At 59.9% G+C, this 24,709-nt stretch carries 22 protein-coding genes; 15 read left to right on the forward strand and 7 right to left on the reverse strand.

The window, feature by feature from the left end:
* Position 1 precedes the first annotated feature (1 nt).
* The 4 genes from ACA058_RS09100 to sthA all read left to right on the forward strand — a co-directional run bounded on the left by ACA058_RS09100 (position 2) and on the right by sthA (position 6,483).
* Complete coding sequence (locus ACA058_RS09100) at positions 2-2,152, forward strand: glycosyltransferase family 2 protein (protein ID WP_497638775.1); 2,151 nt, start codon at positions 2-4, stop codon at positions 2,150-2,152.
* A 9-nt stretch (positions 2,153-2,161) separates the two neighbouring features.
* Complete coding sequence (locus ACA058_RS09105) at positions 2,162-3,601, forward strand: efflux transporter outer membrane subunit (protein WP_497638776.1); 1,440 nt, start codon at positions 2,162-2,164, stop codon at positions 3,599-3,601.
* Between the two features lie 335 nt (positions 3,602-3,936).
* Positions 3,937-4,881, forward strand: coding sequence for an FAD:protein FMN transferase (locus ACA058_RS09110; protein WP_497639890.1), 945 nt, complete (start codon positions 3,937-3,939; stop codon positions 4,879-4,881).
* Between the two features lie 207 nt (positions 4,882-5,088).
* Complete coding sequence (gene sthA / locus ACA058_RS09115; RefSeq protein ID WP_497638777.1) at positions 5,089-6,483, forward strand: Si-specific NAD(P)(+) transhydrogenase; 1,395 nt, start codon at positions 5,089-5,091, stop codon at positions 6,481-6,483.
* Between the two features lie 42 nt (positions 6,484-6,525).
* On the opposite strand, the gene ACA058_RS09120 is transcribed toward sthA, so the two are convergent.
* Together ACA058_RS09120 and ACA058_RS09125 are read right to left on the reverse strand one after the other, a co-directional pair.
* Positions 6,526-7,248 carry a glycerophosphodiester phosphodiesterase gene (locus tag ACA058_RS09120; RefSeq protein WP_497638778.1) on the reverse strand — a complete coding sequence of 241 codons (723 nt, stop codon included), beginning with the start codon at positions 7,246-7,248 and terminating at the stop codon, positions 6,526-6,528.
* Between the two features lie 14 nt (positions 7,249-7,262).
* Positions 7,263-7,844: a PilZ domain-containing protein gene (locus tag ACA058_RS09125; protein WP_497638779.1), complete on the reverse strand. Its 582-nt coding sequence runs from the start codon at positions 7,842-7,844 to the stop codon at positions 7,263-7,265.
* A gap of 94 nt (positions 7,845-7,938) precedes the next feature.
* On the opposite strand from ACA058_RS09125, the gene ACA058_RS09130 reads away from it, so the two are divergent.
* The 6 genes from ACA058_RS09130 (at position 7,939) to ACA058_RS09155 (ending at position 15,789) form a co-directional block, all read left to right on the forward strand.
* Positions 7,939-9,189, forward strand: coding sequence for a lipoprotein-releasing ABC transporter permease subunit (locus ACA058_RS09130; RefSeq protein WP_497638780.1), 1,251 nt, complete (start codon positions 7,939-7,941; stop codon positions 9,187-9,189).
* A gap of 7 nt (positions 9,190-9,196) precedes the next feature.
* Positions 9,197-9,880 carry a lipoprotein-releasing ABC transporter ATP-binding protein LolD gene (gene lolD, locus ACA058_RS09135; protein WP_497638781.1) on the forward strand — a complete coding sequence of 228 codons (684 nt, stop codon included), beginning with the start codon at positions 9,197-9,199 and terminating at the stop codon, positions 9,878-9,880.
* A 66-nt stretch (positions 9,881-9,946) separates the two neighbouring features.
* Positions 9,947-11,191 carry a lipoprotein-releasing ABC transporter permease subunit gene (locus ACA058_RS09140; protein ID WP_497638782.1) on the forward strand — a complete coding sequence of 415 codons (1,245 nt, stop codon included), beginning with the start codon at positions 9,947-9,949 and terminating at the stop codon, positions 11,189-11,191.
* A gap of 367 nt (positions 11,192-11,558) precedes the next feature.
* Positions 11,559-13,916 carry a pyocin-S2/colicin E7-DNase domain-containing protein gene (locus tag ACA058_RS09145; RefSeq protein ID WP_497638783.1) on the forward strand — a complete coding sequence of 786 codons (2,358 nt, stop codon included), beginning with the start codon at positions 11,559-11,561 and terminating at the stop codon, positions 13,914-13,916.
* Between the two features lie 2 nt (positions 13,917-13,918).
* The gene (locus ACA058_RS09150) at positions 13,919-14,194 is read left to right on the forward strand and encodes a bacteriocin immunity protein (protein WP_497638784.1); all 276 of its coding nucleotides are present in this window, start codon (positions 13,919-13,921) and stop codon (positions 14,192-14,194) included.
* 95 nt (positions 14,195-14,289) lie between these two features.
* Positions 14,290-15,789 carry an S-type pyocin domain-containing protein gene (locus ACA058_RS09155; RefSeq protein WP_497638785.1) on the forward strand — a complete coding sequence of 500 codons (1,500 nt, stop codon included), beginning with the start codon at positions 14,290-14,292 and terminating at the stop codon, positions 15,787-15,789.
* 61 nt (positions 15,790-15,850) lie between these two features.
* On the opposite strand, the gene ACA058_RS09160 is transcribed toward ACA058_RS09155, so the two are convergent.
* A complete protein-coding gene (locus ACA058_RS09160) occupies positions 15,851-17,227 on the reverse strand; it encodes a heavy metal sensor histidine kinase (RefSeq protein ID WP_497639891.1) in 1,377 nt (458 codons plus the stop codon).
* Positions 17,227-17,907 (reverse strand): heavy metal response regulator transcription factor, encoded by a 681-nt coding sequence (locus ACA058_RS09165; RefSeq protein WP_497638786.1) that lies wholly within the window; start codon positions 17,905-17,907, stop codon positions 17,227-17,229. The genes ACA058_RS09160 and ACA058_RS09165 overlap by 1 nt, the downstream gene beginning before the upstream one ends.
* A 156-nt stretch (positions 17,908-18,063) precedes the next feature.
* Between ACA058_RS09165 and copI the strand changes: the two genes are divergently transcribed.
* Both copI and queF read left to right on the forward strand, forming a co-directional pair.
* Entirely contained in the window at positions 18,064-18,585 is a 522-nt protein-coding gene (gene copI, locus ACA058_RS09170) for a copper-resistant cuproprotein CopI (RefSeq protein ID WP_497638787.1), read from the forward strand.
* A gap of 61 nt (positions 18,586-18,646) precedes the next feature.
* Positions 18,647-19,477: an NADPH-dependent 7-cyano-7-deazaguanine reductase QueF gene (gene queF, locus ACA058_RS09175; RefSeq protein WP_497638788.1), complete on the forward strand. Its 831-nt coding sequence runs from the start codon at positions 18,647-18,649 to the stop codon at positions 19,475-19,477.
* A gap of 131 nt (positions 19,478-19,608) precedes the next feature.
* Here the strand turns inward: queF and ACA058_RS09180 are convergent, their stop codons facing one another.
* Both ACA058_RS09180 and pcrP read right to left on the reverse strand, forming a co-directional pair.
* On the reverse strand, positions 19,609-19,872 hold the full coding sequence (locus tag ACA058_RS09180) for a DUF4404 family protein (protein ID WP_497638789.1): 264 nt from the start codon (positions 19,870-19,872) through the stop codon (positions 19,609-19,611).
* A 125-nt stretch (positions 19,873-19,997) separates the two neighbouring features.
* Positions 19,998-20,636: an HAD superfamily inactivated hydrolase PcrP gene (gene pcrP, locus ACA058_RS09185; protein ID WP_497638790.1), complete on the reverse strand. Its 639-nt coding sequence runs from the start codon at positions 20,634-20,636 to the stop codon at positions 19,998-20,000.
* A gap of 199 nt (positions 20,637-20,835) precedes the next feature.
* Between pcrP and ACA058_RS09190 the strand changes: the two genes are divergently transcribed.
* The 3 genes from ACA058_RS09190 to rssC all read left to right on the forward strand — a co-directional run bounded on the left by ACA058_RS09190 (position 20,836) and on the right by rssC (position 23,518).
* Positions 20,836-21,525, forward strand: a complete 690-nt coding sequence (locus ACA058_RS09190) for an MlaA family lipoprotein (protein WP_497638791.1) — start codon at positions 20,836-20,838, stop codon at positions 21,523-21,525.
* A gap of 329 nt (positions 21,526-21,854) precedes the next feature.
* A complete protein-coding gene (gene rssB / locus ACA058_RS09195; RefSeq protein ID WP_497638792.1) occupies positions 21,855-23,036 on the forward strand; it encodes a two-component system response regulator RssB in 1,182 nt (393 codons plus the stop codon).
* Positions 23,036-23,518, forward strand: a complete 483-nt coding sequence (gene rssC / locus ACA058_RS09200) for an anti-sigma factor antagonist RssC (protein WP_274077054.1) — start codon at positions 23,036-23,038, stop codon at positions 23,516-23,518. Before rssB ends, rssC begins: the two co-directional genes overlap by 1 nt.
* 199 nt (positions 23,519-23,717) lie before the next feature.
* Here the strand turns inward: rssC and tal are convergent, their stop codons facing one another.
* The gene (tal, locus tag ACA058_RS09205) at positions 23,718-24,644 is read right to left on the reverse strand and encodes a transaldolase (protein ID WP_497638793.1); all 927 of its coding nucleotides are present in this window, start codon (positions 24,642-24,644) and stop codon (positions 23,718-23,720) included.
* Positions 24,645-24,709: the final 65 nt, after the last annotated feature.

Here is a 24,709-nt window from a genome sequence, read left to right on the forward strand (position 1 = left end):
CATGCAGGCACTGGACTCGCTGCAACTGCTGCAAATCAATTTCTGGACGCTGGCAGCGGTGATTCTGTTCACCTGCCTGACCCACCGTGATCAATGGGCCGCGCGGGTCGGATTCGGTGCGGTCACCGCGTTGCTGCTGGTCAACTATGCGGCCTGGCGGATTCGCGACACCTTGCCCGACGGCCATTCCGGATTTGCCACGGTCTGGGCCTACACCTTCCTGTTTTTCGAGATGCTGGCGATCGGTTACACGCTGTTTTCCATCATCGTGATGCTCTGTCGCACGGATCACCGCAAAGAGGCCGATGCCGGCGAACGACGACTGCGAGCGCAAGGTAACGCGGTGCCTGCGGTGGATATATTCATCGCCACCTACAACGAAGGCCTCGAAATCCTCGAAAAAACCATTATTGCCGCCCAGGCGATCGATTATCCGAATTTCACCATCTGGGTGCTCGACGACACACGCCGCGACTGGTTGCGCGACTACTGCGCCGAAATGGGCGTGCAGTATGCGCGGCGCCCCGACAACTCCCACGCCAAGGCCGGCAACCTCAACAACGGTCTGCACCAGTCGGCGGCCCTCAGCAACGCGCCGTACATTCTGGTGCTCGATGCCGACTTTGCGCCGCAGCAGCCGATCCTCTTGCGCACCCTGGGACTGTTCGACGACCCCAGGGTCGGCCTGGTGCAGACGCCGCAGTTTTACTACAACCCCGATCCGATCCAGCACAACCTCGGCACGTCGGCCTGCTGGGTGGATGAGCAGCGGGTGTTCTTCGATGTGTTCCAGCCGGCGAAGGATGGCTGGGATGCGGCGTTTTGTGTCGGCACGTCCTTCGTGGTGCGGCGCGATTTGATTACCGAAGTCGGCGGTTTTCCTACAGGCTCGGTTTGCGAAGACATCTACACGACCTACCGTTTGTTGCAAAAAGGTTATGTCACCCGCTGGTTGAATGAGCGCCTGTCGATTGGTTTATCTGCCGAAGGTTTGACCGAGTACATCAATCAGCGTGGGCGCTGGTGCCTGGGCACGATCCAGGTGGCGTTGCTCAAGGAGGGGCCGTTGCGCGGCAGCGGCTACACGCTCAATGACCGGCTGCACTACATCCATGGGCTGATGCACTGGTTTTCCAAGCCATTCATTTTGATGATGCTGGTGTCGCCGGTGTTGTACTGGTACTTCGGCATCGCCGGGTTCTACGCCAATCCGGTGGATTTCCTGGCGTTCGGCATGCCGGCACTGATTGCGTTCTGGGGCTACGGGACGTGGGTGACGGACCGGCGCACCTTGCCGATTTTTACCGAAGTCACGCAGATTGTTGCCTCCCTGGCGGTCACGGCCACCATCGCCAGCGCCATGGTCCGCCCATTCGGGCGGCCGTTCAAAGTCACCGCCAAGGGCCTCGACCGGACGAAAACCATGGTGCACTGGAAGCTGTTCGGGTTCTTCCTGGCCTTGACCCTGCTTTCGCAGTTTGGCGCCTACATCGCCATCAGCACTGCCGCCTCGTTCGACGGCAACATGCTGTTCAATCTCTGTTGGACGGTGGTCGCGCTGGTCTACAACCTGGCGACCCTGGTGGCCTGTGTCGACCGCCCACGCTTGCATGGCGAAGAGCGGTTTCCGTTCGACAAACCCACCGGATTTCGCTTCGGCGGCAAGGTCCTGGCGGGGCGCCTGGTGGATATTTCCCTCAGCGGCGCGTCACTCAATTGCGCTTTCGCCTCCTCGATCAAGCCCGGTCTGTGCGGCCAGATATGGATCGACAAACTGGGTTGGCTCGATGTTGAAGTCATGCGCAATCACGGCGAGGATCAATTGGGCTTGAGGTTTGCCGACCTTGACGAAGGACTGCGGCGGCTACTGATTGCTCGACTGTTCAGTGACGCCACGATCAACGTTGTCAGCAAGGCCGAGCCGGCTCAGGCCTTCGGCACCTTGCTGCAGCGCTCGTTACTGGGCGAAAAACGTCTGGCGCCGCGTTCCCCCAAGCCGGTCAAGACGCCGACCTACGTCTCGCCACCCCGGTGGCGGCCGATCAGTGTTCGTTCGCGCAAGCAGGCTGTGCCGCACATCAGTGTCGGCCGGTCGGGCCTGTGGTCTTTGCTTCTTTCTCCCTTGCGAGCTTTGCTCGGCCAACGTTTTTAGGTGCGCGCCATGAACAGTTGCTTGCCCACTTCATGTTTCATGACATTGTTTTTGCTCGGCGGTTGTTCGCTGGAACCGACCTACGAGAAACCTGAGGCACCGATCGACCAGCAATGGCCGGCGAACACGGCCGGTGAATGTTGCAACGGCAAACAGGCATTCGATAAGGATTGGCGCGGTTTTGTGGTCGACGAGCGACTGCGCCAATTGATCGACATGGCCCTGGCCAACAATCGCAGCCTGCGACAGTTCGCGGCGAGTGTCGAAGAGGCGCGGGCGGGGTATGACAGTGCGCGTTCGGGGCTTTTTCCTACGATCGGCATCGATACTTACGCCGGTCGCAGCAAGTTGCCGCCGTTGGTGCGCACACCTGGAGGCGGCGATACGGCTGGCAGCATCGCCAACACGTATCAGGCAACGGCTGGCTTTACCTCCTACGAGCTGGACCTGTTTGGGCGTATCCGCAGTCAGCGCAATGCCGCCGGGGCGCGATTCGAGGCGTCCGAAGCGGATTACCAAACGGCGCGGCTGGCGCTGATCGGCGAAGTCGCCAGCACCTGGTTGAGCCTCAAGGCCAACCAGCATTTGCTCGACCTCGCGCAGAACACCTGGCAATCCCAGGACCGCTACGGGCAGCTGTTGCGCAAGAGTTATAACCTCGGTTCCAGTGCACGGATCGATGTCCACCAGGCGGATGCGCAAACCAACACGGCGGCGGTGCAGGTCAATACGTATCGCATGCAAGTGGCGCAGAACATGAATGCGTTGCGGGTGCTGGTGGGGCAGCCGGTACCGGTGGGATTGCTCCCTACCGGCGCGCTGGGTGAGCAGTTGGCGACGCTGGACGTGCCGGCGGGTTTGCCTTCGGCACTGGTTGAGCGGCGGCCCGACATCATGTCGGCCGAGGCGCAGTTGCGTGCAGCCAACGCGGATATCGGCGCGGCACGCACTGCCTATTTCCCGACCTTTTCCCTGACGTCGGCACTGGGCAGCCTGACCGGGGAATTTTCCCAGTTGCTCAGTGGCCCGGCGGAATTCTGGTCGGTGGCGCTGGCCGGCTCGTTGCCCTTGATCGACGGTGGCGCGCGGCGGGCGCAGGTCGATGCCAGTCATGCCCGCTTCGCCGGCCAGGCCGCGGCCTATGAAGCCACGGTGCAGAATGCTTTTCGAGAAGCGGCCGATGCCCTGAATGCCCGGCAGGAAATGCTCACGCAGGTCGAGTACCAGAAAAAGCTGGTAGGGGATTATCAGGAAGCCTACCGCCAGTCCCGCCTGCGTTTCGAGTCGGGGCTGGACAGCTATTTTTCCACCATGGATGCGCAGCGGTCATTGTTTGATGCGCAGCAAGAATGGGCGCAGCTGGAGTTGGCGCGGGAGATCAATCAGGTGACGTTGTACAAGGCGTTGGGGGGAGGGTGGAGTCAGTCGTTGAAGATGGCGGATCGTTGAATCACGCAATACCACTCACATCACAAATCCCCTGTGGGCGAGCCTTTGTGGCGAGGGGATTTATCCCCGTTCGGCAGCGCAGCTGTCGTAAAAACGTTGCATGCGGTTTAACTGATCCAATGTGAGTGCTGGTTTGGGGGCCGCTTCGCAGCCCAACGGGGCGGTGCGACGTTTCGATAAATCCCCTCGCCACAAAGGCTCGCTCCTACATTTCTATCGCATAATGGCTCACCTTGGCGTTGTGTCAGGACATGCTTTGGGGAGTGTGGGACTTGTTGAAGGCCGTTTTTTTTGTGCTGATCGGCACCGTGTCCGCCTGCGGCAACGGCGATTCCATGGAAAGCTTCGGTGGTCCAACCATGGGCAGCACCTATTCGATCAAGTACGTGCGGCACGCCGGTCTTCCCGCCCCGGCAGACGTCCAGGTCGAGGTCGAAAAAATCCTGGCTGAAGTCGACCGGCAAATGTCGACCTACCGTAGCGACTCGGACATCGAACGCTTCAACGCTTTACCCGCCAATCACTGTCAGGCAATGCCCGCGCCGATCCTCGAATTGGTCCGCGTGGGTGAGCAGCTGTCAGTGCAAAGCGCAGGTGCCTTCGATTTGACGGTCGAACCGCTGCTCAATCTCTGGGGTTTCGGCCCACAGGCCCGTGAAGAAAAAATCCCCACTGCCCAAGCGCTGGCCGAGGTGCGGCAACGTGTCGGTCACGACCATCTGCGCATCGACGGCGATCTGCTGTGCAAGGACGCCGCCGTCGAAGTCGACTTCAACAGTATCGCCGCCGGTTATGCGGTGGACACGATTGCCGCGAAGCTTACGGCCATGGGCATCCACGACTACCTCGCCGAAGTCACCGGCGAACTCAAGGCGGCCGGCAAGAAGCTGGACGGCACAGCATGGCGCATCGCCGTGGAAGCACCCCGCGACGATCAACAGGTGGCCGAGCGCATCATCGCTATCGACGGCTATGGCCTGTCGACCTCGGGTGACTACCGTAACTATTTCGTGCAGGGCGGCCAGCGTTTTTCCCACACCCTCGATGCCCACACAGGTTTACCGGTCTCACACAGCCTGGCGTCAGTCACGGTGATTCATCCTTCAGCGTTGATGGCCGATGGCTTGTCGACGCTGTTGCTGATTCTCGGCCCGGAGCGGGGTTGGGACTACGCGGAAAAACACGACATCGGCGCATTTTTTGTGATGCGTGCCGATACAGGTTTCGTCACACGCAGCAGTCACGCTTTTGCACGCCTGAGTGGCGAAAAAACCGAGTAATTGCGGCGATTCAGGTATTGAAATCTGGCGTTGTAGTGCAGGCAAAACTAGCCTACGACGCGACCAAGGGTTAATGTGCGCGGCGTTGACGCTTCTATAGACTGTGTCCGGGTTCTGCATGGGCCCCAAATTGTTCCTTCATGCCACAGATTGGCGTGATTTAGCCGCAGGTGCCGATGGCGCCACGGCCTGTTCTGAGGAGTACGCATGGCTGTCTACAACTACGACGTGGTGGTGTTGGGTTCCGGCCCGGCCGGGGAAGGCGCGGCAATGAACGCCGCCAAGGCAGGGCGCAAGGTGGCGATGGTCGATAGCCGTCGCCAGGTCGGCGGCAACTGCACTCACTTGGGCACCATCCCGTCCAAGGCACTGCGTCACTCGGTCCGGCAGATCATGCAGTTCAACACCAACCCGATGTTCCGGGCCATTGGTGAGCCGCGCTGGTTCTCCTTCCCGGATGTGTTGAAAAGCGCTGAAAAAGTGATCTCCAAGCAAGTCGCCTCGCGCACCGGCTACTACGCCCGTAACCGCGTCGATGTGTTCGTCGGCACTGGCAGTTTCGCCGACGAGCAAACCATCGAAGTGGTCTGCGCCAACGGCGTGGTGGAAAAACTGGTGGCCAAGCACATCATCATCGCCACCGGTTCGCGCCCTTATCGTCCGGCCGACATCGACTTCCATCACCCGCGTATCTACGATAGCGACACCATCCTCAGCCTGGGCCACACCCCGCGCAAACTCATCGTTTACGGCGCCGGCGTGATCGGTTGCGAATACGCATCGATCTTCAGTGGCCTGGGTGTATTGGTCGAGCTGGTGGATAACCGTGGTCAGTTGCTGAGCTTCCTCGACTCGGAAATTTCCCAGGCCCTGAGCTACCACTTCAGCAACAACCACATCACCGTTCGCCACAACGAAGAGTACGACCGCGTCGAAGGCGTGGACAACGGCGTGATCCTGCACCTCAAGTCCGGCAAGAAGATCAAGGCCGACGCCTTGCTCTGGTGCAACGGCCGGACCGGCAACACCGATCAGCTGGGCCTGGAAAACATCGGCGTGAAGGTCAACAGCCGTGGCCAGATCGAAGTCGACGATGCGTACCGCACCAGCATCCAGAATATCTACGGCGCCGGCGACGTGATCGGCTGGCCGAGCCTGGCCAGTGCCGCCCACGACCAGGGCCGTTCGGCCGCTGGCAGCATTGTCGATAACGGCAGCTGGCGCTTCGTCAATGACGTGCCGACCGGGATCTACACCATTCCGGAGATCAGCTCGATCGGCAAGAACGAGCAGGAGCTGACCCAGGCCAAGGTGCCGTACGAAGTGGGCAAGGCGTTCTTCAAGAGCATGGCCCGTGCGCAGATCGCCGGCGAGCCGCAAGGCATGCTGAAGATCCTGTTCCACCGTGAAACCCTGGAAGTGCTGGGCGTTCACTGCTTCGGTTACCAGGCGTCGGAGATCGTGCACATCGGCCAGGCGATCATGAACCAGCCGGGCGAGCTGAACACTTTGAAGTACTTCGTCAACACCACGTTCAACTACCCGACCATGGCCGAAGCCTATCGGGTCGCGGCGTACGACGGCCTCAACCGGCTTTTTTGAGCGGCTCCGGCCGGTGGCCTGAGCCGGCCGGGGAGACCGATTTCAGCAATTCTCGAGCGTGGCAGTGGCCAAACCGGGAAAGTCTGTAATCAGGCTGTCAACGCCGAAATCAGCGAGCCTGCGCATCAGCGCGGGTTCGTTGACCGTCCACACCGACACATGCAGCCCCTGGCGCTGCGCCTTCTGCAGGCGTTCCGGCGTGCACAGGGTCCAGTTCAGCGCCAGGATCTCGCAGCCGTAGCCTTGCGCGACCTTCAACGGGTCGAGCCAGGCGTATTCGGCCACCAGGCCGCGGGACACGTCCGGCACCAGGTCCAGCGCCGCTCTCAATACTTCCCGCGAACTCGAGGTGATGGTGATCTTGTCCAGCAGGCCATGACGTTGCGCCAGTTCGCGAATCGCCAGCACCGTGGTTGCGGCGCGGGTGCGTGAAGCGCTCTTGACTTCCAGCTGCCAGTGCTCGAAATCGCATTGCTCGAACACTTCTTCCAGCGTCGGAATCGGGCACGGCTTGATCCAGCCCGGTCCACCTTTGCGCGCGTCGTAGGTCACCAGGTCCGCCGCCCGATGTTCCACGACCTTGCCGCGCCGGTCCGTGGTGCGCTTGAGCGTTGGATCGTGGATGACCATCAGTTCGCCGTCCATGGACAGGTGCAGGTCCAGTTCACAACGGCGCACGCCGTGCTTGAGACATTGCTGAAAGCTGGTCAGGGTGTTTTCCGGTGCTTCGCCCTTGGCGCCGCGGTGGCCGTAGATGAGGGTCACGATCGTTCCTTAATTTAAATGCCTGATTCGTTCAGTTCGCGGGCCAGGCGTCGTTCCTGGGCCTGCCTTTGCAAGATGTAGCGCGCCAACAGTTGCCGCTGGGCATCGGTCAGATGTTCGAACTCGGTGCCAACGTCGTAGCCCTCGCCCTTGCGGTCGCAATGGGTGACGCGCGCGCGCACCAACAGGCCCAGGGCCTGGGGCATCAGCACCAGCTTGACCGACAGGCGCGCCCCGGCGGCGATGGGGGACGGGTGCTGGAATTCGATGCCGCCTTCGGAGATGATCACCGGCTGTGGTTCGCCGATCTGCCCGAGCACGGTGATGGCGATCACCTGGCTGAGCAGATCGATGCGCTTGTTCTGGGATTTGAGGAAGGCCGCGAGGGTGCGGTCGCGCTCGCTGATCTGGCGCAGCAGGTGCTGCGACTCGAATTCGCTCAGGTGCAGTTCGCTGAGCAGATTGAAGAGCGGGGAAGCATCCTGCAACACTTCCTGCCCTGCGGCTTCGAGGGCGGACAGGGGCTGAATTTCCAGTGCGATCGTGTCCTCGATACGGTAGTATTCGCGGCGATCTTCTTCATCTAATGTCGACATGGCGAACCCATGGTAGCGGCGGTGGTCTGAGTGTAAAGCTGGTTATCGACCCCCGCCACAAGGACGTTCCTTTTCCCTCCGAACAAGCCCCGACATGTTCAGACCTCTCTTCGTATTTATCGGCACGCGTTATACCCGTGCAAAGCGTCGCAATCATTTTGTGTCATTCATTTCCCTGACCTCGATGATCGGGCTCGCCCTTGGCGTGGTCGTGATGATCGTGGTGCTGTCGGTCATGAACGGCTTCGATCATGAGATGCGCACCCGCGTGCTGGGCATGGTGCCCCACGCGACCATCGAATCCGGCGAGCCGATCAGTGATTGGCAAGGCCTGGCCACCAAGGTCAAGCAGAACCCGCAGGTGACGGCCGTTGCGCCGTTCACGCAAATGCAGGGTTTGCTGACCAACAACGGCAAGGTCAACAAGATCCTGCTCAATGCCATCGACCCGGCACAAGAGCGTCAGGTGTCGATCATCGACAACTTCATGCAGCAGGGCAAACTCGACGACCTGGCACCGGGCGAGTTCGGCATCGTCATCGGCGACAAGGCCGCGGCCAAGCTCGGTGCGGCCATCGGCGACAAGCTGACGTTCGTGGCGCCGGAAGTCACCGTGACCCCCGCCGGGATGTTCCCGCGCATGAAGCGCTTCACCGTGGTCGGCATCTTCCATGTCGGCGCCGGTGAGCTCGATGGTTACCTGGGCATCACCAATCTGCAGGACCTGGCGCGCTTGCATCGCTGGAAACCGGAACAGGTCCAGGGCCTGCGGCTGAAGTTCGACGACTTGTTCCAGGCGCCGCGCACGGCGTGGAGCATCGCCCGCGAGCTGGGCGAAGACCGTTACTACGCCCGCGACTGGACCCGCACCCACGGCAACCTGTACCAGGCGATCCGCATGGAAAAAGCCATGATCGGCCTGTTGTTGCTGCTGATCGTCGCGGTCGCCGCGTTCAACATCATTTCCACGCTGGTGATGGTGGTGAACGACAAGAAGGGCGATATCGCGATCCTGCGCACCCTCGGCGCCACGCCGGGCACGATCATGCGCACCTTCATGGTCCAGGGCACGGTCATCGGCGTGGTCGGCACGGCCATCGGCGCGGTGGTCGGGATTTTCGCCGCGCTCAACGTCAGCGCCGCGATCTCGGCACTCGAAGGCCTGATCGGGCACAAATTCCTCAACGCCGACGTGTACTTCATCGATTACCTGCCGTCGCAGGTGCAGAGCCAGGACGTCGTGATGGTCTGCTGTGCGGCGTTGATCCTGAGTTTCCTCGCCACCCTGTATCCCGCCTGGCGTGCCGCGCGCACCCAGCCGGCCCAGGCGCTACGTTATGAGTGAGTCGCGCATGAGTGATAAAGCAATCTTGAGCTGCCGCAGCCTGGGCAAATCCTACGAGGAAGGCCCGGAGTCGGTGGAAGTGTTGGCTGGCCTGCAACTGGAGTTGCACCCGGGAGAGCGTGTGGCGATCGTCGGCAAGTCGGGCTCGGGCAAGAGTACCTTGCTCAACCTGCTGGGCGGCCTCGATACGCCGACCAAGGGCAGTGTCTGGCTCGACGGCGAAGAACTCTCGGCGCTGAGCGAAAAGAAGCGCGGCCTGCTGCGTAACCGCGCCCTCGGCTTCGTCTACCAGTTTCACCACCTGCTCCCGGAATTCACCGCCCTGGAGAACGTCTGCATGCCGCTGCTGATCGGCAAGACCGCGATCCCCGAGGCGCGCCAGCGTGCCACGGCGTTGCTGACGCGGGTCGGGCTGGGTCATCGCCTGGAGCACAAGCCGGCCGAGCTGTCCGGTGGCGAACGCCAGCGTGTGGCCATCGCCCGCGCCCTGGTGAACAATCCCGGCCTGGTGATGCTCGACGAGCCGACCGGCAACCTCGACGCCCACACCGCCCAGGGTATTCAGGACTTGATGCTGGAACTCAGCACTTCGATGCGCACGGCGTTCCTGGTGGTGACCCACGACATGAACCTGGCCCGCCAGATGGACCGCGTCCTGCATTTGCAGGAAGGTTGCCTGACGCCTATCTGACAGGTTGAAACCCGACGGCGCTGAAAAGTCCGTCGGGTCTTTTATTTTTATACGGTGCCCCAGCGAATGTTCAGACCGTTATCGATCTTTATCGGCACGCGCTATACCCGCGCCAAGCGCCGCAATCGCTTCGTTTCCTTCATCTCGATGACCTCGATGATCGGCCTCGCCCTGGGCGTGCTGGCAATGATCGTGGTGCTGTCGGTGATGAACGGCTTCCAGCGCGAAATGAGCTCACGCATCCTCGGCATGGTGCCGCACGCGACCATCGTCGGGGTCAATCCGATCGACGATTGGCAGCCCGTTGCAGCGGCCGCGATGAAAAACCCGCAAGTCACTGCCGCCGTGCCATTCACCGAGATGGAAGGCATGCTGTCCTACAAGGGCACCATGCAGCCGATCCAGGTCAGCGGCGTCGATCCGGCGCTGGAAGGCCAGGTGTCGATTGTCGCCAAGCATATCGTCCAGGGGCGACTGGATGCCTTGAAACCGGGCGAATTTGGCGTGGTGATCGGCGAGATCACGGCGCGGCGCTTTCGCTTGAATGTCGGTGACAAGATCACCCTGATCGTACCGGAAGTCAGCAATGCCCCGGGCGGCATCACCCCGCGCATGCAGCGGCTGAACGTGGTCGGGGTGTTCAAGGTCGGTGCCGAACTGGATGGTTCGATGGCGCTGATCCACGTTGCCGATGCCGCGCAGATGCAGCATTGGGCACCGAACCAGGTGCAAAGCGTGCGCCTGGCGGTGAAGGACCTGTACGGCGCGCCGCAAGTGTCGAGCGACATCGCCAGCGGCTTGGGCAGCGCCTATAAAGCTGACGACTGGACCCACACCCAGGGCAGCCTGTTCAGCGCCATGAAGATGGAAAAAACCATGATTGGCCTGTTGTTGCTGATGATCGTCGCGGTGGCGGCGTTCAACATCATCGCCACGCTGATCATGGTGGTGAACGACAAGGGCGCGGACATCGCGATCCTGCGCACCATCGGTGCCACGCCACGGCAGATCATGGCGATCTTCATGGTGCAGGGCACCGTGATCGGGATCGTCGGCACCTTGATCGGTGGTGTGTTGGGCGTGATTGCGGCGTTGAACGTCAGCGCAATGGTGGGTTGGGTAGAGCGGGTCAGCGGGCAGCACATCTTCAGTTCCGATGTGTATTTCGTCAGCAACTTGCCGTCTGAGTTGCAGGGCGCGGATGTGGCGCTGATCTGCACGGCGGGGTTTGTCTTGAGCTTCCTGGCCACGGTTTACCCGGCGTGGCGTGCGGCGAAGATCGAGCCGGCTCACGCTTTGCGGTATTCGTAAGCCGTTACACCGCTTGATCCCTGCAGGAGCTCGACTTGCCGGCGCACCGCGGTAGCGCTGGCATTCGACAAAAACCCCACCCCATACATATGTACCGCACCTGACCCTCACCCCATCGACATGCTGTGCCCTACAGACAAGTAGAGACTGTATGGCACAGAACACATTGAACGATGGATCGTCAGGAGACGTCGTCATCAGATCCGGTCCGCCGGCTGCAGGGGGCGGTGGCGGATCAGGGGGCGGAGGCGGTTTTGGCGGTAACCGCGTCGGCGCATCCGGGGCATTCAGTGGCCCGAGCCAAAAAACCAGAGACGCCCGCAGACGGGTCAAGCAAGAGTACTTGCAAGCCCAGGAACAACTGCGAATGCAGGCAGCAGCCGCCGCGCTGCAGGCCCAGGAACAGGCCCGCTTACAGACACGACAGCAAGCACTTGCAGCGATGCAGGCGCGCCATGATTCTGTCCGTGCCCAGCTTGACCAAAGCTACGCGGCAAGGACTGGACAACTTGCCGCATCGCTTGAACGCGAAATTTCAGCGATGCGTGAACCAGGTGTTGGCGTGCCCATCAGCGAGCGTTGGCAGCTACACGCCATCGAGAAGCAAAAAAGCCTGATCGATGGGCTGATCGCCGGCAAAACCGCCGAATTCAATGAAAAAAACCGGATCGCGCGATCCTTCGACGGGTTTGATCCGCTCACGCGCACGTCCATAGATTACCTGGCTCGCCTCGGGCAGTTTGGCGATGCGCTCAATGACGGCCACCACAGCTGGGAAAGCGCTTACAACGCCGCTCACGAAGCCCGAATGCTATCGGCACAGATCAACACGCTCAACGAGAAATCCAATGCGTTGGTCAGGGACCATGCCGCTTGGGTAGAGAGACTGGCCATCTGGGAAAGGCACCGTCAGTTCGAAGAGCAACGTGATGCGCGCATTCGCTTCAAGCAACAAGCCGATGAAAGTGCACGACTAGAAATGGTCAAGCAGGCCAATACCTTGAGCTTGCCTGTTCCATCTTCGTTATCCGCTGCTTCAATGCTCTTCAATTCCCGCGGGTTATGGGTTGCTGGAGCCGCTGATGAACTCGCGCTGGCAATGGCACGGGCAGCCGCCGGCTTGGGAGCTGTCGCAAACGCTTCAGGAACGCTCACTGCTCCGCAGCTTGCGATATTCATCGGGGGCATGACCTACCCATCCGAATTGGGTAACGGCGAATTGACTCCCGAACAGCGCGCTCGCTTGTACCATGCTGTCGCCATCCCCGCACAGGCACTGGATCTTTATGACAGCCAGGAACTGCGAACAATCGCTGACGCAGGCGGGTCGGTAGAGTCTGGGCGTCGACTCAAAGTATTGGCCGGACCGGAGGGCAATACGGCCGTCATCGTCACTGATACAGGGGGCGAGGTTGATCCCGGCGTCCCGGTGGTGAAGGCAGCACTGGATCCCTTGACCGGTCAATACACGGCCGAGATACCCGGATCACCGAAAAGGTATGTGCAGTTCACGCCAGACGCCGCATCTACCGCGACGGCCTCAGACCAGAAACGCCTGAGCGTATCTGAACCTCAGTTTCAAGACATGCCGGTCGGTGGCGATTGGCGTATTCAGGATTGCATCGTTTGCGTGCCTGGCCTGGAGCCGGTCTACCTTTCCTTCCAGGTCGCCCCGATGGGCGCGGGAATGGTCACCGGGACGGGTCAACCTGCAACGGCGGATTGGTGGAAGCCGGCTACTCAACCGGCGGGGGCCGCGATCCCTGCTCAGATCGGCGATCATTTTCGAGGCCGGGAGTTCACGTCGTTCGAGTCCTTCAATGAAGCCCTGTGGCAAACGCTCGGAGAGCATCGAGCGTTGGCGTCTTCGTTCAATGAATTGAACAAAAATCGTATCGAGCAAGGCTTCGCGCCTATCGCGCCCAAAAGCACTTGGGTCGGTGAAAACCGTGAGTTCGAACTGCGATATCTGGAGCGGTCGGAGTTCTGGGCCGATGCATTCAATCTCGACAAAATCAGCATCAAGACACCGAACAGTACCGGAGGTTGGCTGGGGGTCGTGCCGGCGGTTACGCCCTGGCCGATCCCGCCGGCCAGTAGCTGGAAACCACTGGTGCCACCCGGCACTGAGCACCTCGGCTCGACCATTTCGCCAACCACGCCAACCACGCCAACCGATCCATTGGTCTATCCCGGCAACCCAACCATCCCCGTCCTACCGCCAAACGAGACGTTTCCGGCTGTTGATGAAGGGGAGATTGGTGCGACTATTCCTGGGTTTCCGGGGGATATGGAGCTGCCTTCGTCGGATGCCTTGTTTCGTGATCGACGGGACGATCCGGGAGTTGCAAACGGGGTAGGGCGGGCGGTTTCAGGGGTATGGTTGGGTGAGGCTGCGCGAGGGGAGGGGGTTCCAATTCCTGCGCAAATTGCTGATCAATTAAGAGCTCGGGAGTTTAAGAATTTTCATGCGTTCAGGCGTGCGTTCTGGAAAGCCGTTGAGGCAGATCCGGAACTTAGGTCATCATTTACCCCTATTGATTTGCATTTGATGGAAATGGGCAAGGCTCCTTACGCATCTGCAGATGAGAGGAATGGAGGTCGGAAAAAATATGAAATTCATCATCTCGAGGAAGTTGCTCAAGGGGGCGCAGTGTACGACATGGATAATTTGGTAGTGATGACTGCAAGGCGACATATTGATTTTCATAGAAAAGGAAATTAATTATGATGATTAAAGAGAAGCTTGAAGATTATACAGAGGCTGAATTTTTACAATTTTTACGTGGTCTCTACGAAAAGAGGGATGACTTATCTCCTGATGAATTTGAAGACTTCATAGATAAAGGGGTTATTCATTTCGAGTTGGTAACCGAGCATCCTGATCGTTCTGACGTGATTTTTTTTCCCAAGGAAGGGTGCGAGAGTACGCCGGAAGATGTACTAAGGGTTATCAAAGAATGGCGCGCAGCCAATAACAAGCCCGGTTTCAAACCAGAATAACTAGACCCTATTACGACTCAACGACACCTGCTCATAAGAGACGGGTGTCGTGGTCTTCAATTATTTGCCACAAAAAGCTCAAGGAAGAGTCAAGTATGGAACTTAAGCCAACACTCAAGGATTACACCGCTTCGGAATTCCAGACGCTGGTTGAACGGATATGGGCTGTCGATCTACCCAGGCAGGACCATAACCGATTGATCAATCATTTCGACCGGATCGTCGCTCACCCTGATGGGGCGGATCTGTTGTTTACCTCTGACGAGACAGGCCTGGCTGACGGCCCGGACACCGTTGTGCATCTCGTCAGGCAATGGCATCGCGCGCAAGGCCTTGCCGCATTCAAGGACGAGGGTATTTTCGTTCCTCCCCCCTATGTGCAAATAACGCCTGTGCAGCGCAGTTTGGCTGAGGTACAGAAGATTGCAGCAGACGTGGCCGTTTCAGAACAATCCGTCGATCAGGCGTTCGGTGTTTTCGGACAGCGTATCCAGCAGTTTCGGTCACTGCAGAGCGTTTCGTCTGATGTTTACGAACAGGAAAGGAACATTCGTGCGCTTGAACTCGCCCAGCATGACTCGTACCTGAGCACCAGAAAGTTCGAATTCTTTAAAATGCGCATCGAATTCGCCAAAAACAGTGCGCAGAGCAATCTGAAATTTGCACGCTCGGAGCAGGTGCAGTGGCAGGGCATCGAACAACAAATCAATGCAACCTACGATCGCTACATCGCCCGGTTGGCGGCGATTAATCAGCACCATCGCGCCCTGCACGATGAGGCCGAGGTGTTGTTGACAACCGCGCAGCAGAAGTTGATCGGCTCGCGTACTTTTGCGGGCATTAGTCCGGCGCGGACTGCTCGTCAGATCCAGGCGTCGCTGGTCATCGCTGGAAAACGTCCCGATCTGCTGTTGGAGGACGAGTCACCTGCCTTGCAATTTTCCCAACAGGTTGATCTGCAAAAATCCATTCGTTCGGCGGTTGCAGAATTTACCTGGCGCAACACGTCAGTCGAGCCTGTCGATGAAGGACATTGGTCAGCCATATTGCAGTTCGAATTCAACAGTCGTGCCGATGTCAAGGTCTTCGGTCTCAGTGTCCCTTTGTCCGAGCTACTGCCCATCGAGGGGCATAATTGGTGGGCATTGGCGGCGAACCGATCCGAGGTCGACATGCCTTTCAGGATGGGCTCGGCTGTAGTGCCCGCTAAACCCGGGTCGATGTTCAGGGGGCTACGCGAAGTCAGGTTTCTGGAGCAGGTCCACATTGCAGCGTCGCGGCGCAATATTTCTGCATCGCGGGTGCGGGTCCGCGAGGCACAACGGGGTGAGCAACCCAACTCATTCAGTTTTACTGCGGATGGCGCTGCACCGATTACCGTTCTCTGGTCTGCAACGGCCGCTATCGAAACGCATGTTCCGGCAGCACCGCCACCAACACAACGTGTTGGATTTGTATCCTCTTCGCCGGTTCCGACGCTTGACCCCGTAACCGGTAACATCGAGCAAGCACCGATTGACGACTACATCGTGGTTTTCCCCCGCGAAACCGGGATTGATCCATTGTATGTTGTGTTCGGAAGTCGAGCCACGTAACCGAATTACCGCTCAATACCACGCGCCCGATCACGTCCATTCTTTGCTGGCAAGCCGGCTCCTACAAGGACCCGGCCCTTCGGGCCTCAATCTCCCTTCTTGGTAACTCAATCACAAACCGCGTCCACCCATCAGCCGATTCACAACGAATCTGCCCACCATGGGCACGGACAATCGACTGGGTGATCGCCAATCCCAACCCCGCATGTTCACTGCTGCCTTCATGGCGCGCCGGGTCTGCGCGGTAGAAGCGATCGAACAGGCGAGGCAGCAAGTCTTCTGAAATCCCTTCACCGCTGTTTTCGACCGTCAGCCTCAAGCCCTTGGGCTGATCGACGATCCACACCCGAACCTCGCCCCTGGCCGGGGTGAAACGCAACGCATTGTCCAGCAAGTTGGACAGCGCCCGACGCAACATACTGCGGTCGCCTTCCATACGGGCATATCCGTCGCGGTTCAACGTCACCTGCGCGTCCTCGGCCAGGGGCGCAAAAAACTCCAGCAACAGGTCCACTTCCTCTGCCAGCTCAAGCGGTTCGCGCTTGGGCATCAACAGGCCATGGTCGGCTTTGGCCAGGTAAAGCATGTCGTTGACCAGTTGCGCCATCCATTGCAGCTCCTCGAGATTGCTGTGCAGCGCTTCGCGGTAATCCTCGAGGGGGCGCGCACGGGTGAGGGTGACTTGGGTGTGGGTCAGCAGGTTCGACAGCGGCGTGCGCAGCTCATGGGCAATGTCGGCGGAGAAGGCCGAGAGCCGTTGGAAGGAATCGTCGAGACGCCCGAGCATGGCGTTGAAGTGCTGGGCCATTTCCGCCAGCTCCGGCGGCATGTCGTCTTCCGGCAGGCGTGCGTTGAGCGATTGCGCCGAGACTCCACTGGCGACCGCGCTCATGCGGTGTAACGGCCGCAGCCCGCTGCGCGCGGCCCAGGCACCGAGCAGGGCAGTGGCCAGGGCGGACAGGCCGACTGTCAGCCAGATCAGGTGTTGCATGCGCTGCAGAAAATGCTGGTGATGGGTGATGTCCAGCAACAGGGTCAGTTGCGGCGATTCGGGGTTGTTGAGGTACAGCGGCGCGTTCAGCACGCGATAGTCGGTGCCGTCGTGGCTCACCGTGGACAAGCCGGGCTGGCGCGGCAATGTCTGCGGCAGACGCGTGGAGCTGTCATACCAGCGGCGGCCATCGCTGCCACTGATGCGCAGTGACAGATCGGCCTGGCGGTTCAATTCGTCGGCCAGCCGGGCTTCACCTTCGCTTGACTGAACATCCAGCAATGCCCGTCGCAATCCAGTCAGCTTGCCGTCCAGCAACTGCTGATCGAGCTCGATGAAATGCGCCTCGCTGGCGCGGCTGAACAGCACACCGGCGAACAGCGAGACCACGGCGGTGCACGCGGCGAACAGCAGTGCCAGGCGAGCGCTCAAGGACAGCCGATGCATCAGCACTGACGCTCTTCCAGCACGTAGCCCATGCCGCGCACGGTGTGGATCAGTTTGTTTGGGAACTCGTCGTCGATCTTCAGGCGCAGGCGGCGGATCGCGACTTCGATGACGTTGGTGTCGCTGTCGAAATTCATGTCCCAGACCTGGGACGCGATCAGCGATTTGGGCAGGACTTCGCCCTGGCGGCGCAGGAGCATTTCCAGCAGGGCGAATTCCTTGGCGGTCAGGTCGATGCGCTGGCCACTGCGCTCGACCCGGCGGCGGATCAGGTCCAGGCGCAGGTCGGCCAGTTGCAGGCTGGTTTCCTGGGGTGCGGTGTTGCCACGGCGCAACAGGCTGCGAACCCGGGCGAGCAATTCGGAGAAGGCGAACGGTTTGACCAGGTAATCGTCGGCGCCCAGTTCGAGACCGTAGACCCGGTCTTCCACGGCGTCTCGGGCGGTCAGAAACAGCACCGGCGTGTCGAGGCCGGCACTGCGCACCGCTTGCAGGATCTGCCAGCCATCGCGCCCGGGCAGCATCACATCGAGAATCAGCAGGGCATAGTCGCCACTCAACGCCAGTTGCTGGCCAGTGCTGCCGTCGGCCACCAGTTCCGTGGTGAACCCGGCCTCGGTCAGGCCCTGGCGCAGGTAATGGCCGGTTTTCGGTTGGTCTTCGACGATCAGCAGTTTCATGGGCGACTCGGGCTAAATGGAACGACAGCGTTATACCGTGGGCTACGACGCTGCAGGCCAAGCTGACAAAGTTGTAATCTGGCTGTCAGGTAGCGGGCAGCGGTGGCAGTTTAGAGTTTTCCACAGGCTGAACCTTAATCTTGTTGGAGTACTTCGATGTTTTTGCGCAAATCCGTGCTGCTGGCCACCTGTCTGTTGGCGCTGAGTTCGCCGGTGTGGGCGTCACCGGCACCTACCTATGATTTTGGTCAACCGGCCCCGTCAGCCAAGGCGACTCGCAGTGTCGAGGTGGTCATGGCTGACATGACGTTCACCCCCAAGTCTATCGAGATCAAGGCGGGGGAGACGGTGCGTTTCGTGCTGGTGAATAAAGGCCAGTTGCTGCACGAATTCAACCTCGGTGACGCGGCGATGCATGCCAGGCACCAGCAGGAAATGTTGCAGATGCAGCAGAGCGGCATGCTCACGCCAACAGACATGAAGGAAATCGACCACGGTGCCATGGCCGGAATGGGGCACGCCATGCAGCACGACGACCCCAATAGCGTGCTGGTGGAACCTGGCAAAACCGCCGAGCTGACCTGGACCTTCAGCAAGCCCACCAGCCTCGAATTTGCCTGCAACATCCCCGGTCATTACCAGGCCGGCATGGTGGGCAAGTTGACTGTCAGTCAGTAAGCACTCAAAGGCGGACGCAAAGGCTGGTAGAATCCGCTGATTCTTCAGTCAGGTTTCCGCCATGCATCCCGCAGCCGAACACTCGCCGCTGGGCAAATCCAGCGAATACATCGCCACTTACACGCCGTCCCTGCTGTTCCCGATCCCGCGTACCGCGAAGTGGGCCGAGCTGGGCCTGACGGCCCAGACACTGCCGTACAAGGGCGTGGACTTCTGGAATTGCTTCGAACTGTCGTGGTTGCTGCCGTCGGGCAAGCCGGTGGTGGCGATCGGCGAATTCAGCATCCCGGCGGATTCGCCGAACATCATCGAATCCAAATCGTTCAAGCTCTACCTCAACTCCTTGAACCAGACGCCGTTTGCCGACACCGCGAGCCTTGAAGCGACCCTGGCCAAGGACCTGTCGAACGCGGCCGGCAAACCCGTGGGCGTGCGCATCCGCAGCCTGAAAGAAGTTGAGGCGGAAGGCGTGGTGGCATTGCCCGGCGTGTGCATTGACGATCTGGACATCAGCGTCAGCAACTACGAGCACCCGCGCCCGGAACTGCTGCGTTGTGATGAGTCACGCATTGTCGAAGAGAGCGTGCACAGCCATTTGCTCAAGTCCAATTGCCCGGTGACCAGTCAGCCGGACTGGGGCAGCGTGGCGGTGGAGTACCGTGGCGCGGCGCTGGATCACGCGAGCTTGCTTGCGTACATCGTCAGTTTCCGCCAGCACTCGGACTTCCATGAGCAGTGCGTGGAGCGGATTTTCCTTGATCTGCAGCGGTTGCTGAAGCCGGAGAAATTGACGGTGTATGCGCGTTATGTGCGGCGGGGCGGGTTGGATATCAATCCGTATCGCAGTACCGAAGAGGTGCAATTGCCGAACCACCGCCTGGTCCGCCAGTAGGAGCGAGTATGCTCCGGGCGGCGTTCCGACGATGGTCGTAAACGATAACGCGGGGCGCCTGACGCCCCGCGGTGCTCTCTGGTTTTTCGCGAGCATGCTCGCTCCTACAGGGGATTTCTGCGTTTGGTGGGTCAGATCCCCATACTGTGCAGGGCTTGGCCTATTTGGCGCAGGGTGCCGGCGAGGGTCGGGTGTTCGAGTTCGAAGCGTTCGACGGCCAGATTGACGTTGTCGGCGAGGTTGACGTCCTTGGTCTTGGTTTCGAGCTCAAGCTCAAGCTCGATCTGTTGCATCAGCGCGTGCAGGTCATTGCGCTCGGCTTCGGACAGCGGAGGATTCTGTTCCAATTGCTCGCGCAGGGCATTGAGCTGGGCTTGCAGTTCGCGGGCAGGCATGGCGTTCTTCCTTTTATCGATAGGCACTGGCATAGACCGTGGCGGCGCGCCAAAGATCTATGGCTTACCTTTAGATTAATCCACTCGCGCGTAACCTGCATGCCTTCATAGGTGTATGGCTGCGATCAGGGCTTTTCGCCCTTGAGCCGACGCAAGTTGATGTCTGCCAGGCAGGTCTCGAGTTCACCGAGGTGATCGATCACCGAATGCACGCCAAGGCCGAACAGCTGCACCGTTGCCTTGCTGCGCTTGATGTCGCGCTCCTGCGCCGACAATGCCTGCCATTGCGCCGGCGAGAGTCCGCAGAGCGAGCCGCAGGACGCCAGGCCGATGGTCCACAACCCGGCATTCAGTCCCGATTGCAGCAGTCGCGGTTCGCCGCTGACCAGCACGCAGCCATCCAACCGTTCGATGTCCAGCGCCATCAAGGCTTGCCAACACGCGTCGGGCGCTGGCCAGGGTTTGATTGTTGCAATTTGTTGCGACGGCTGCAAAGGCTGCGAAGGTTTGATCCATTGCGGCAGGCCGATGGCCAGGGTGTGGCTGATGGCGGGAGAGAGCTCATCAAGCCAGGCGCAGGGGATCTGCTGGCGCTGCAAGCTGTGCAGACTGTCCAGGGCGCCCGGCGTGGCCGCGGCGTGTTCGGCGCCTTGGCTACCCTGAAGGCGCGTACAGGCGCCGAAATCCACCAGGCAACCACTCAGGCCGAACAGCACGGCAGTCAGGTTCGGCGCGGTTTGCGGGGTGATTTCGGCGTGCGGCATGTCAACGTCCCTGAAATAGGCTCGAGGCTAAAGGGCGACTGTGACAGTTGAGTGACACTGCTGTGAATCGCTGGCATTCACCGGCGATCATGCACAGGCATGCGGGGCTAATGCTGCCTAAAGTGGCCGATCCGTCTTATACTAGCGGTCTTTGCGTGGGGCCAGGCGCCCTGCGACGGTACAGTCCAAGGAGTTATCTATGCGCTGGAGCAATCATCTCGCTCAGCTTTGTGTGTGCGCCAGTGCGCTGCTGGTTCCGTTTGCTGCCCAGGCAGCCTCGGAAGATGATCCTTGGGAAGGCATCAACCGTCCGATCTTCAAGTTCAACGATGTCGTCGACACCTATGCCCTCAAGCCTCTGGCCCAAGGCTACCAGTTCGTCACGCCGCAGTTTCTTGAAGATGGCATCCATAACATGTTCCGCAACGTCGGCGATGTAACCAACCTCGCCAACAATATTCTGCAGGCCAAACCCGCCGCGGCGGGTGTCGACACTGCGCGCATGATCTTCAACACCACCTTCGGCGTGCTGGGTTTCTTTGACGTGGGTACCCACATGGGCCTGCAGCGCAACGACGAAGACTTCGGCCAGACCCTCGGTTATTGGGGCGTTGGCAGTGGGCCTTACGTGATGCTGCCGCTTCTGGGGCCAAGCACCCTGCGTGATGCGCCGGCCAAGTACGTCGATGGCTACACCGGCCCTTATCCGTACATCCACGATGTACCGGTGCGTAACTCGATCTTCGGCCTGAACATCGTCGATACCCGGGCAAGCCTGCTGTCCACCGAGAAGTTGATCACGGGCGACAAGTACACTTTCATCCGCAACGCCTATCTGCAGAACCGTGAATTCAAGGTCAAAGATGGCCAGGTCGAAGACGATTTCTGATCTCGACCGGTAAAAAGAAGGCGGCCATCGAGCCGCCTTCTTCATTTCCGGCGCCGTCCACGACCTTTCATTGGGTTTCGGTTTTGGCGGTTCTTATAACTCCCGGTGATTTCAAAAGTGTCGGCGCCAAGCGACCATCGGTGTGAGCTTGAAACGCCTCGCGGATGGGAGTACCGTCTGCGCCTTAGAAGGGCACCTCTGGTGTACGTGTGGATCGGGCAAATGCTCGAAAACAGTGCAGCAGAGTGGCTAGAAAGCGAATCCAGTAGTCAGAGCCGGGCCAAAATCCGAGCCGCTACGCCAACCTAATTCTGGCGCCGTTTGCCCACATGCCAAAAACCAGTGCCACGCTGCTGATAATCGATGATGACGAGGTAGTGCGCGCGAGCCTCGCGGCCTATTTGGAAGACAGTGGTTTCAGCGTCTTGCAGGCCAGCAATGGTCAGCAGGGCCTTCAGGTATTCGAGCAAGACAACCCCGACTTGGTCATCTGCGATCTGCGCATGCCACAGATGGGGGGACTTGAACTCATCCGCCAGGTCACCGAGCTGTCGCCGCAAACGCCGGTGATCGTGGTGTCGGGTGCCGGCGTAATGAACGACGCGGTTGAGGCCTTGCGCCTGGGCGCGGCGGATTACCTGATCAAGCCTCTCGAAGATCTGGCCGTGCTCGAGCACTCGGTGCGTCGGGCCCTGGATCGCGCGCGCCTGCTGCTGGAAAACCAGCGCTACCGCGAGAAGCTGGAAAAGGCCAACCGCGAGCTCGCCGCCAGCCTGAACCTGCTCCAGGAAGACCAGACCGCCGGTCGCCAGGTGCAGATGAACATGCTGCCGGTCAGCCCCTGGGCCATCGACGACTTCAAGTTTGCCCACCAGATCATCCCGTCGCTGTACCTGTCGGGAGATTTTGTCGACTATTTCCGGGTTGACGAGCGCCGGGTGGCGTTCTATCTGGCGGATGTTTCCGGGCATGGCGCCTCTTCAGCCTTTGTTACCGTGCTGTTGAAATTCATGACCACGCGCCTGCTGTTCGAGTCCAAACGCAGCGGCACCTTGCCGGAATTCAAGCCGTCTGAGGTCCTTGGGCATATCAACCGGGGCCTGATCAGTTGTAAGCTGGGCAAACACGTCACAATGGTCGGTGGAGTCATCGACGAGGAGACAGGTTTGTTGACCTATAGCATCGGTGGTCATTTGCCGTTGCCTGTGTTGTACACACCCGACAGTGTCAGTTATCTGCAAGGGCGTGGTCTGCCGGTAGGCCTCTTCAATGAAGCCACCTACGAAGATCACGTACTGGAGTTGCCGCCGACATTCAGCCTGACGCTGATGTCTGATGGCATTCTGGACCTTTTGCCAGAACCCACACTCAAAGAGAAAGAAGCTGCGTTGCCCGAACGGGTCAAGGCGGCGGGCGGCAGCCTGGATGGTCTGCGGCAGGTTTTTGGATTGGCCACGCTAGGGGAGATGCCGGATGATATCGCCCTGTTGGTGTTGAGCAGGAATCTTTGATGAGTACCGGTAGAATCCAGTTCGCCGAGCAGGACGGCACCTTTGTCCTGAAATTCGTCGGTGAAGTTCGCCTGACCCTGTGTTCGGCGTTGGATGCGACTATTGAGCGGATCTTCACCGCGTTGAACTTCAACGCGATCGTGATCGACCTGACCGAAACCCGCAGCATCGACAGCACGACCCTGGGCCTGCTGGCCAAACTGTCGATCCTGTCGCGGCAGAAGGTCGGGCTGCTGCCAACTGTTGTCACCACCCACGAAGACATCACCCGTCTGTTGCAGTCGATGGGGTTCGAGCAGGTGTTCAACATCGTCGACCAGCCGGTGCCATGCCCGGAATGCCTGGACGACCTGCCCGATCAGGATCAGTCGGAAGAGGTGGTGCGGATCAAGGTGCTTGAAGCGCACAAGATCCTCATGGGGTTGAACGACTCCAATCGTGAAGCGTTTCATGATCTGGTGAATGCGCTGGAGCGGCATTGATGGTTGGCCGGGCTGGCCCCTTCGCGAGCAGGCTCGCTCCCACAATGTCCTTCGTATAACTTTATCCCGAGCGCAACTCGGTCCCCTGTGGGAGCGAGCCTGCTCGCGAAGGCGTCCGCAAGATCGCCACATTCAATCAGGACGCACAAAAAAGGGCGAACCCATCAAGGTTCGCCCTTTTTGCATTAGCAGGTTCAGATCACAGCTTGGCCTGCAACAACGCCTCCAGCTTCTCCTGGTCCCGGGCGAACTGGCGAATGCCCTCGGCCAGTTTCTCGGTCGCCATGGCGTCTTCGTTGGACAGCCAGCGGAATTGCGCTTCATTGAGGTTAAGGCGCGCTTCACCGGCACTGCCCGGTGCCAGTTTGCGCTCCAGCTTGCCGGTATCCGCCGCCAGCTTGTCGATCAGGTCCGGGCTGATGGTCAGGCGGTCGCAACCGGCCAGTTGCTCGATCTGGCCGAGGTTGCGGAAGCTTGCGCCCATGACCACGGTCTTGTAGTCATTGGCCTTGTAATAGTTGTAGATGCGCGTCACCGACTGCACGCCCGGATCGTCCGCGCCGACGTAGTCGTTACCGGTGGCTTTCTTGTGCCAGTCGTAGATGCGGCCCACGAACGGCGAAATCAGGAACACCCCGGCGTCGGCGCAGGCAGCCGCCTGGGCAAACGAGAACAGCAGGGTCAGGTTGGTCTGGATGCCTTCCTTTTCCAGGATCTCGGCAGCGCGGATGCCTTCCCAGGTGGAGGCGATCTTGATCAGCACCCGGTCGCGGCCGATGCCGGCCTTTTCGTACAGCTCGATCAGACGGTGCGCGCGCTTCAATACGGCGTCAGTGTCGAACGACAGGCGCGCATCCACTTCGGTGGAAATACGGCCAGGAATCACCTTGAGGATTTCCTGCCCGACCGCGACGCCAAAACGGTCGCTGGCCAGGCCCACATCGCCCTTGCAGTCGCTGACGCATGCGTTCAGCAGCTCGGCATAAGCGGGAATGGCCGCCGCCTTGAGCAGCAGCGAAGGGTTGGTGGTGGCGTCCACGGGTTTGACGCGAGCGATAGCTTCGAAGTCGCCGGTGTCGGCAACCACGGTGGTCATCTGTTTGAGTTGTTCCAGCTTGGAAGTCATGGGCGTGCTCTGTCCTATGGGTCTGATGACATTACCCGAGCGCTGACAGCCACTCAAGGGCATGT

The organism is Pseudomonas sp. LBUM1649 (assembly GCF_059716155.1).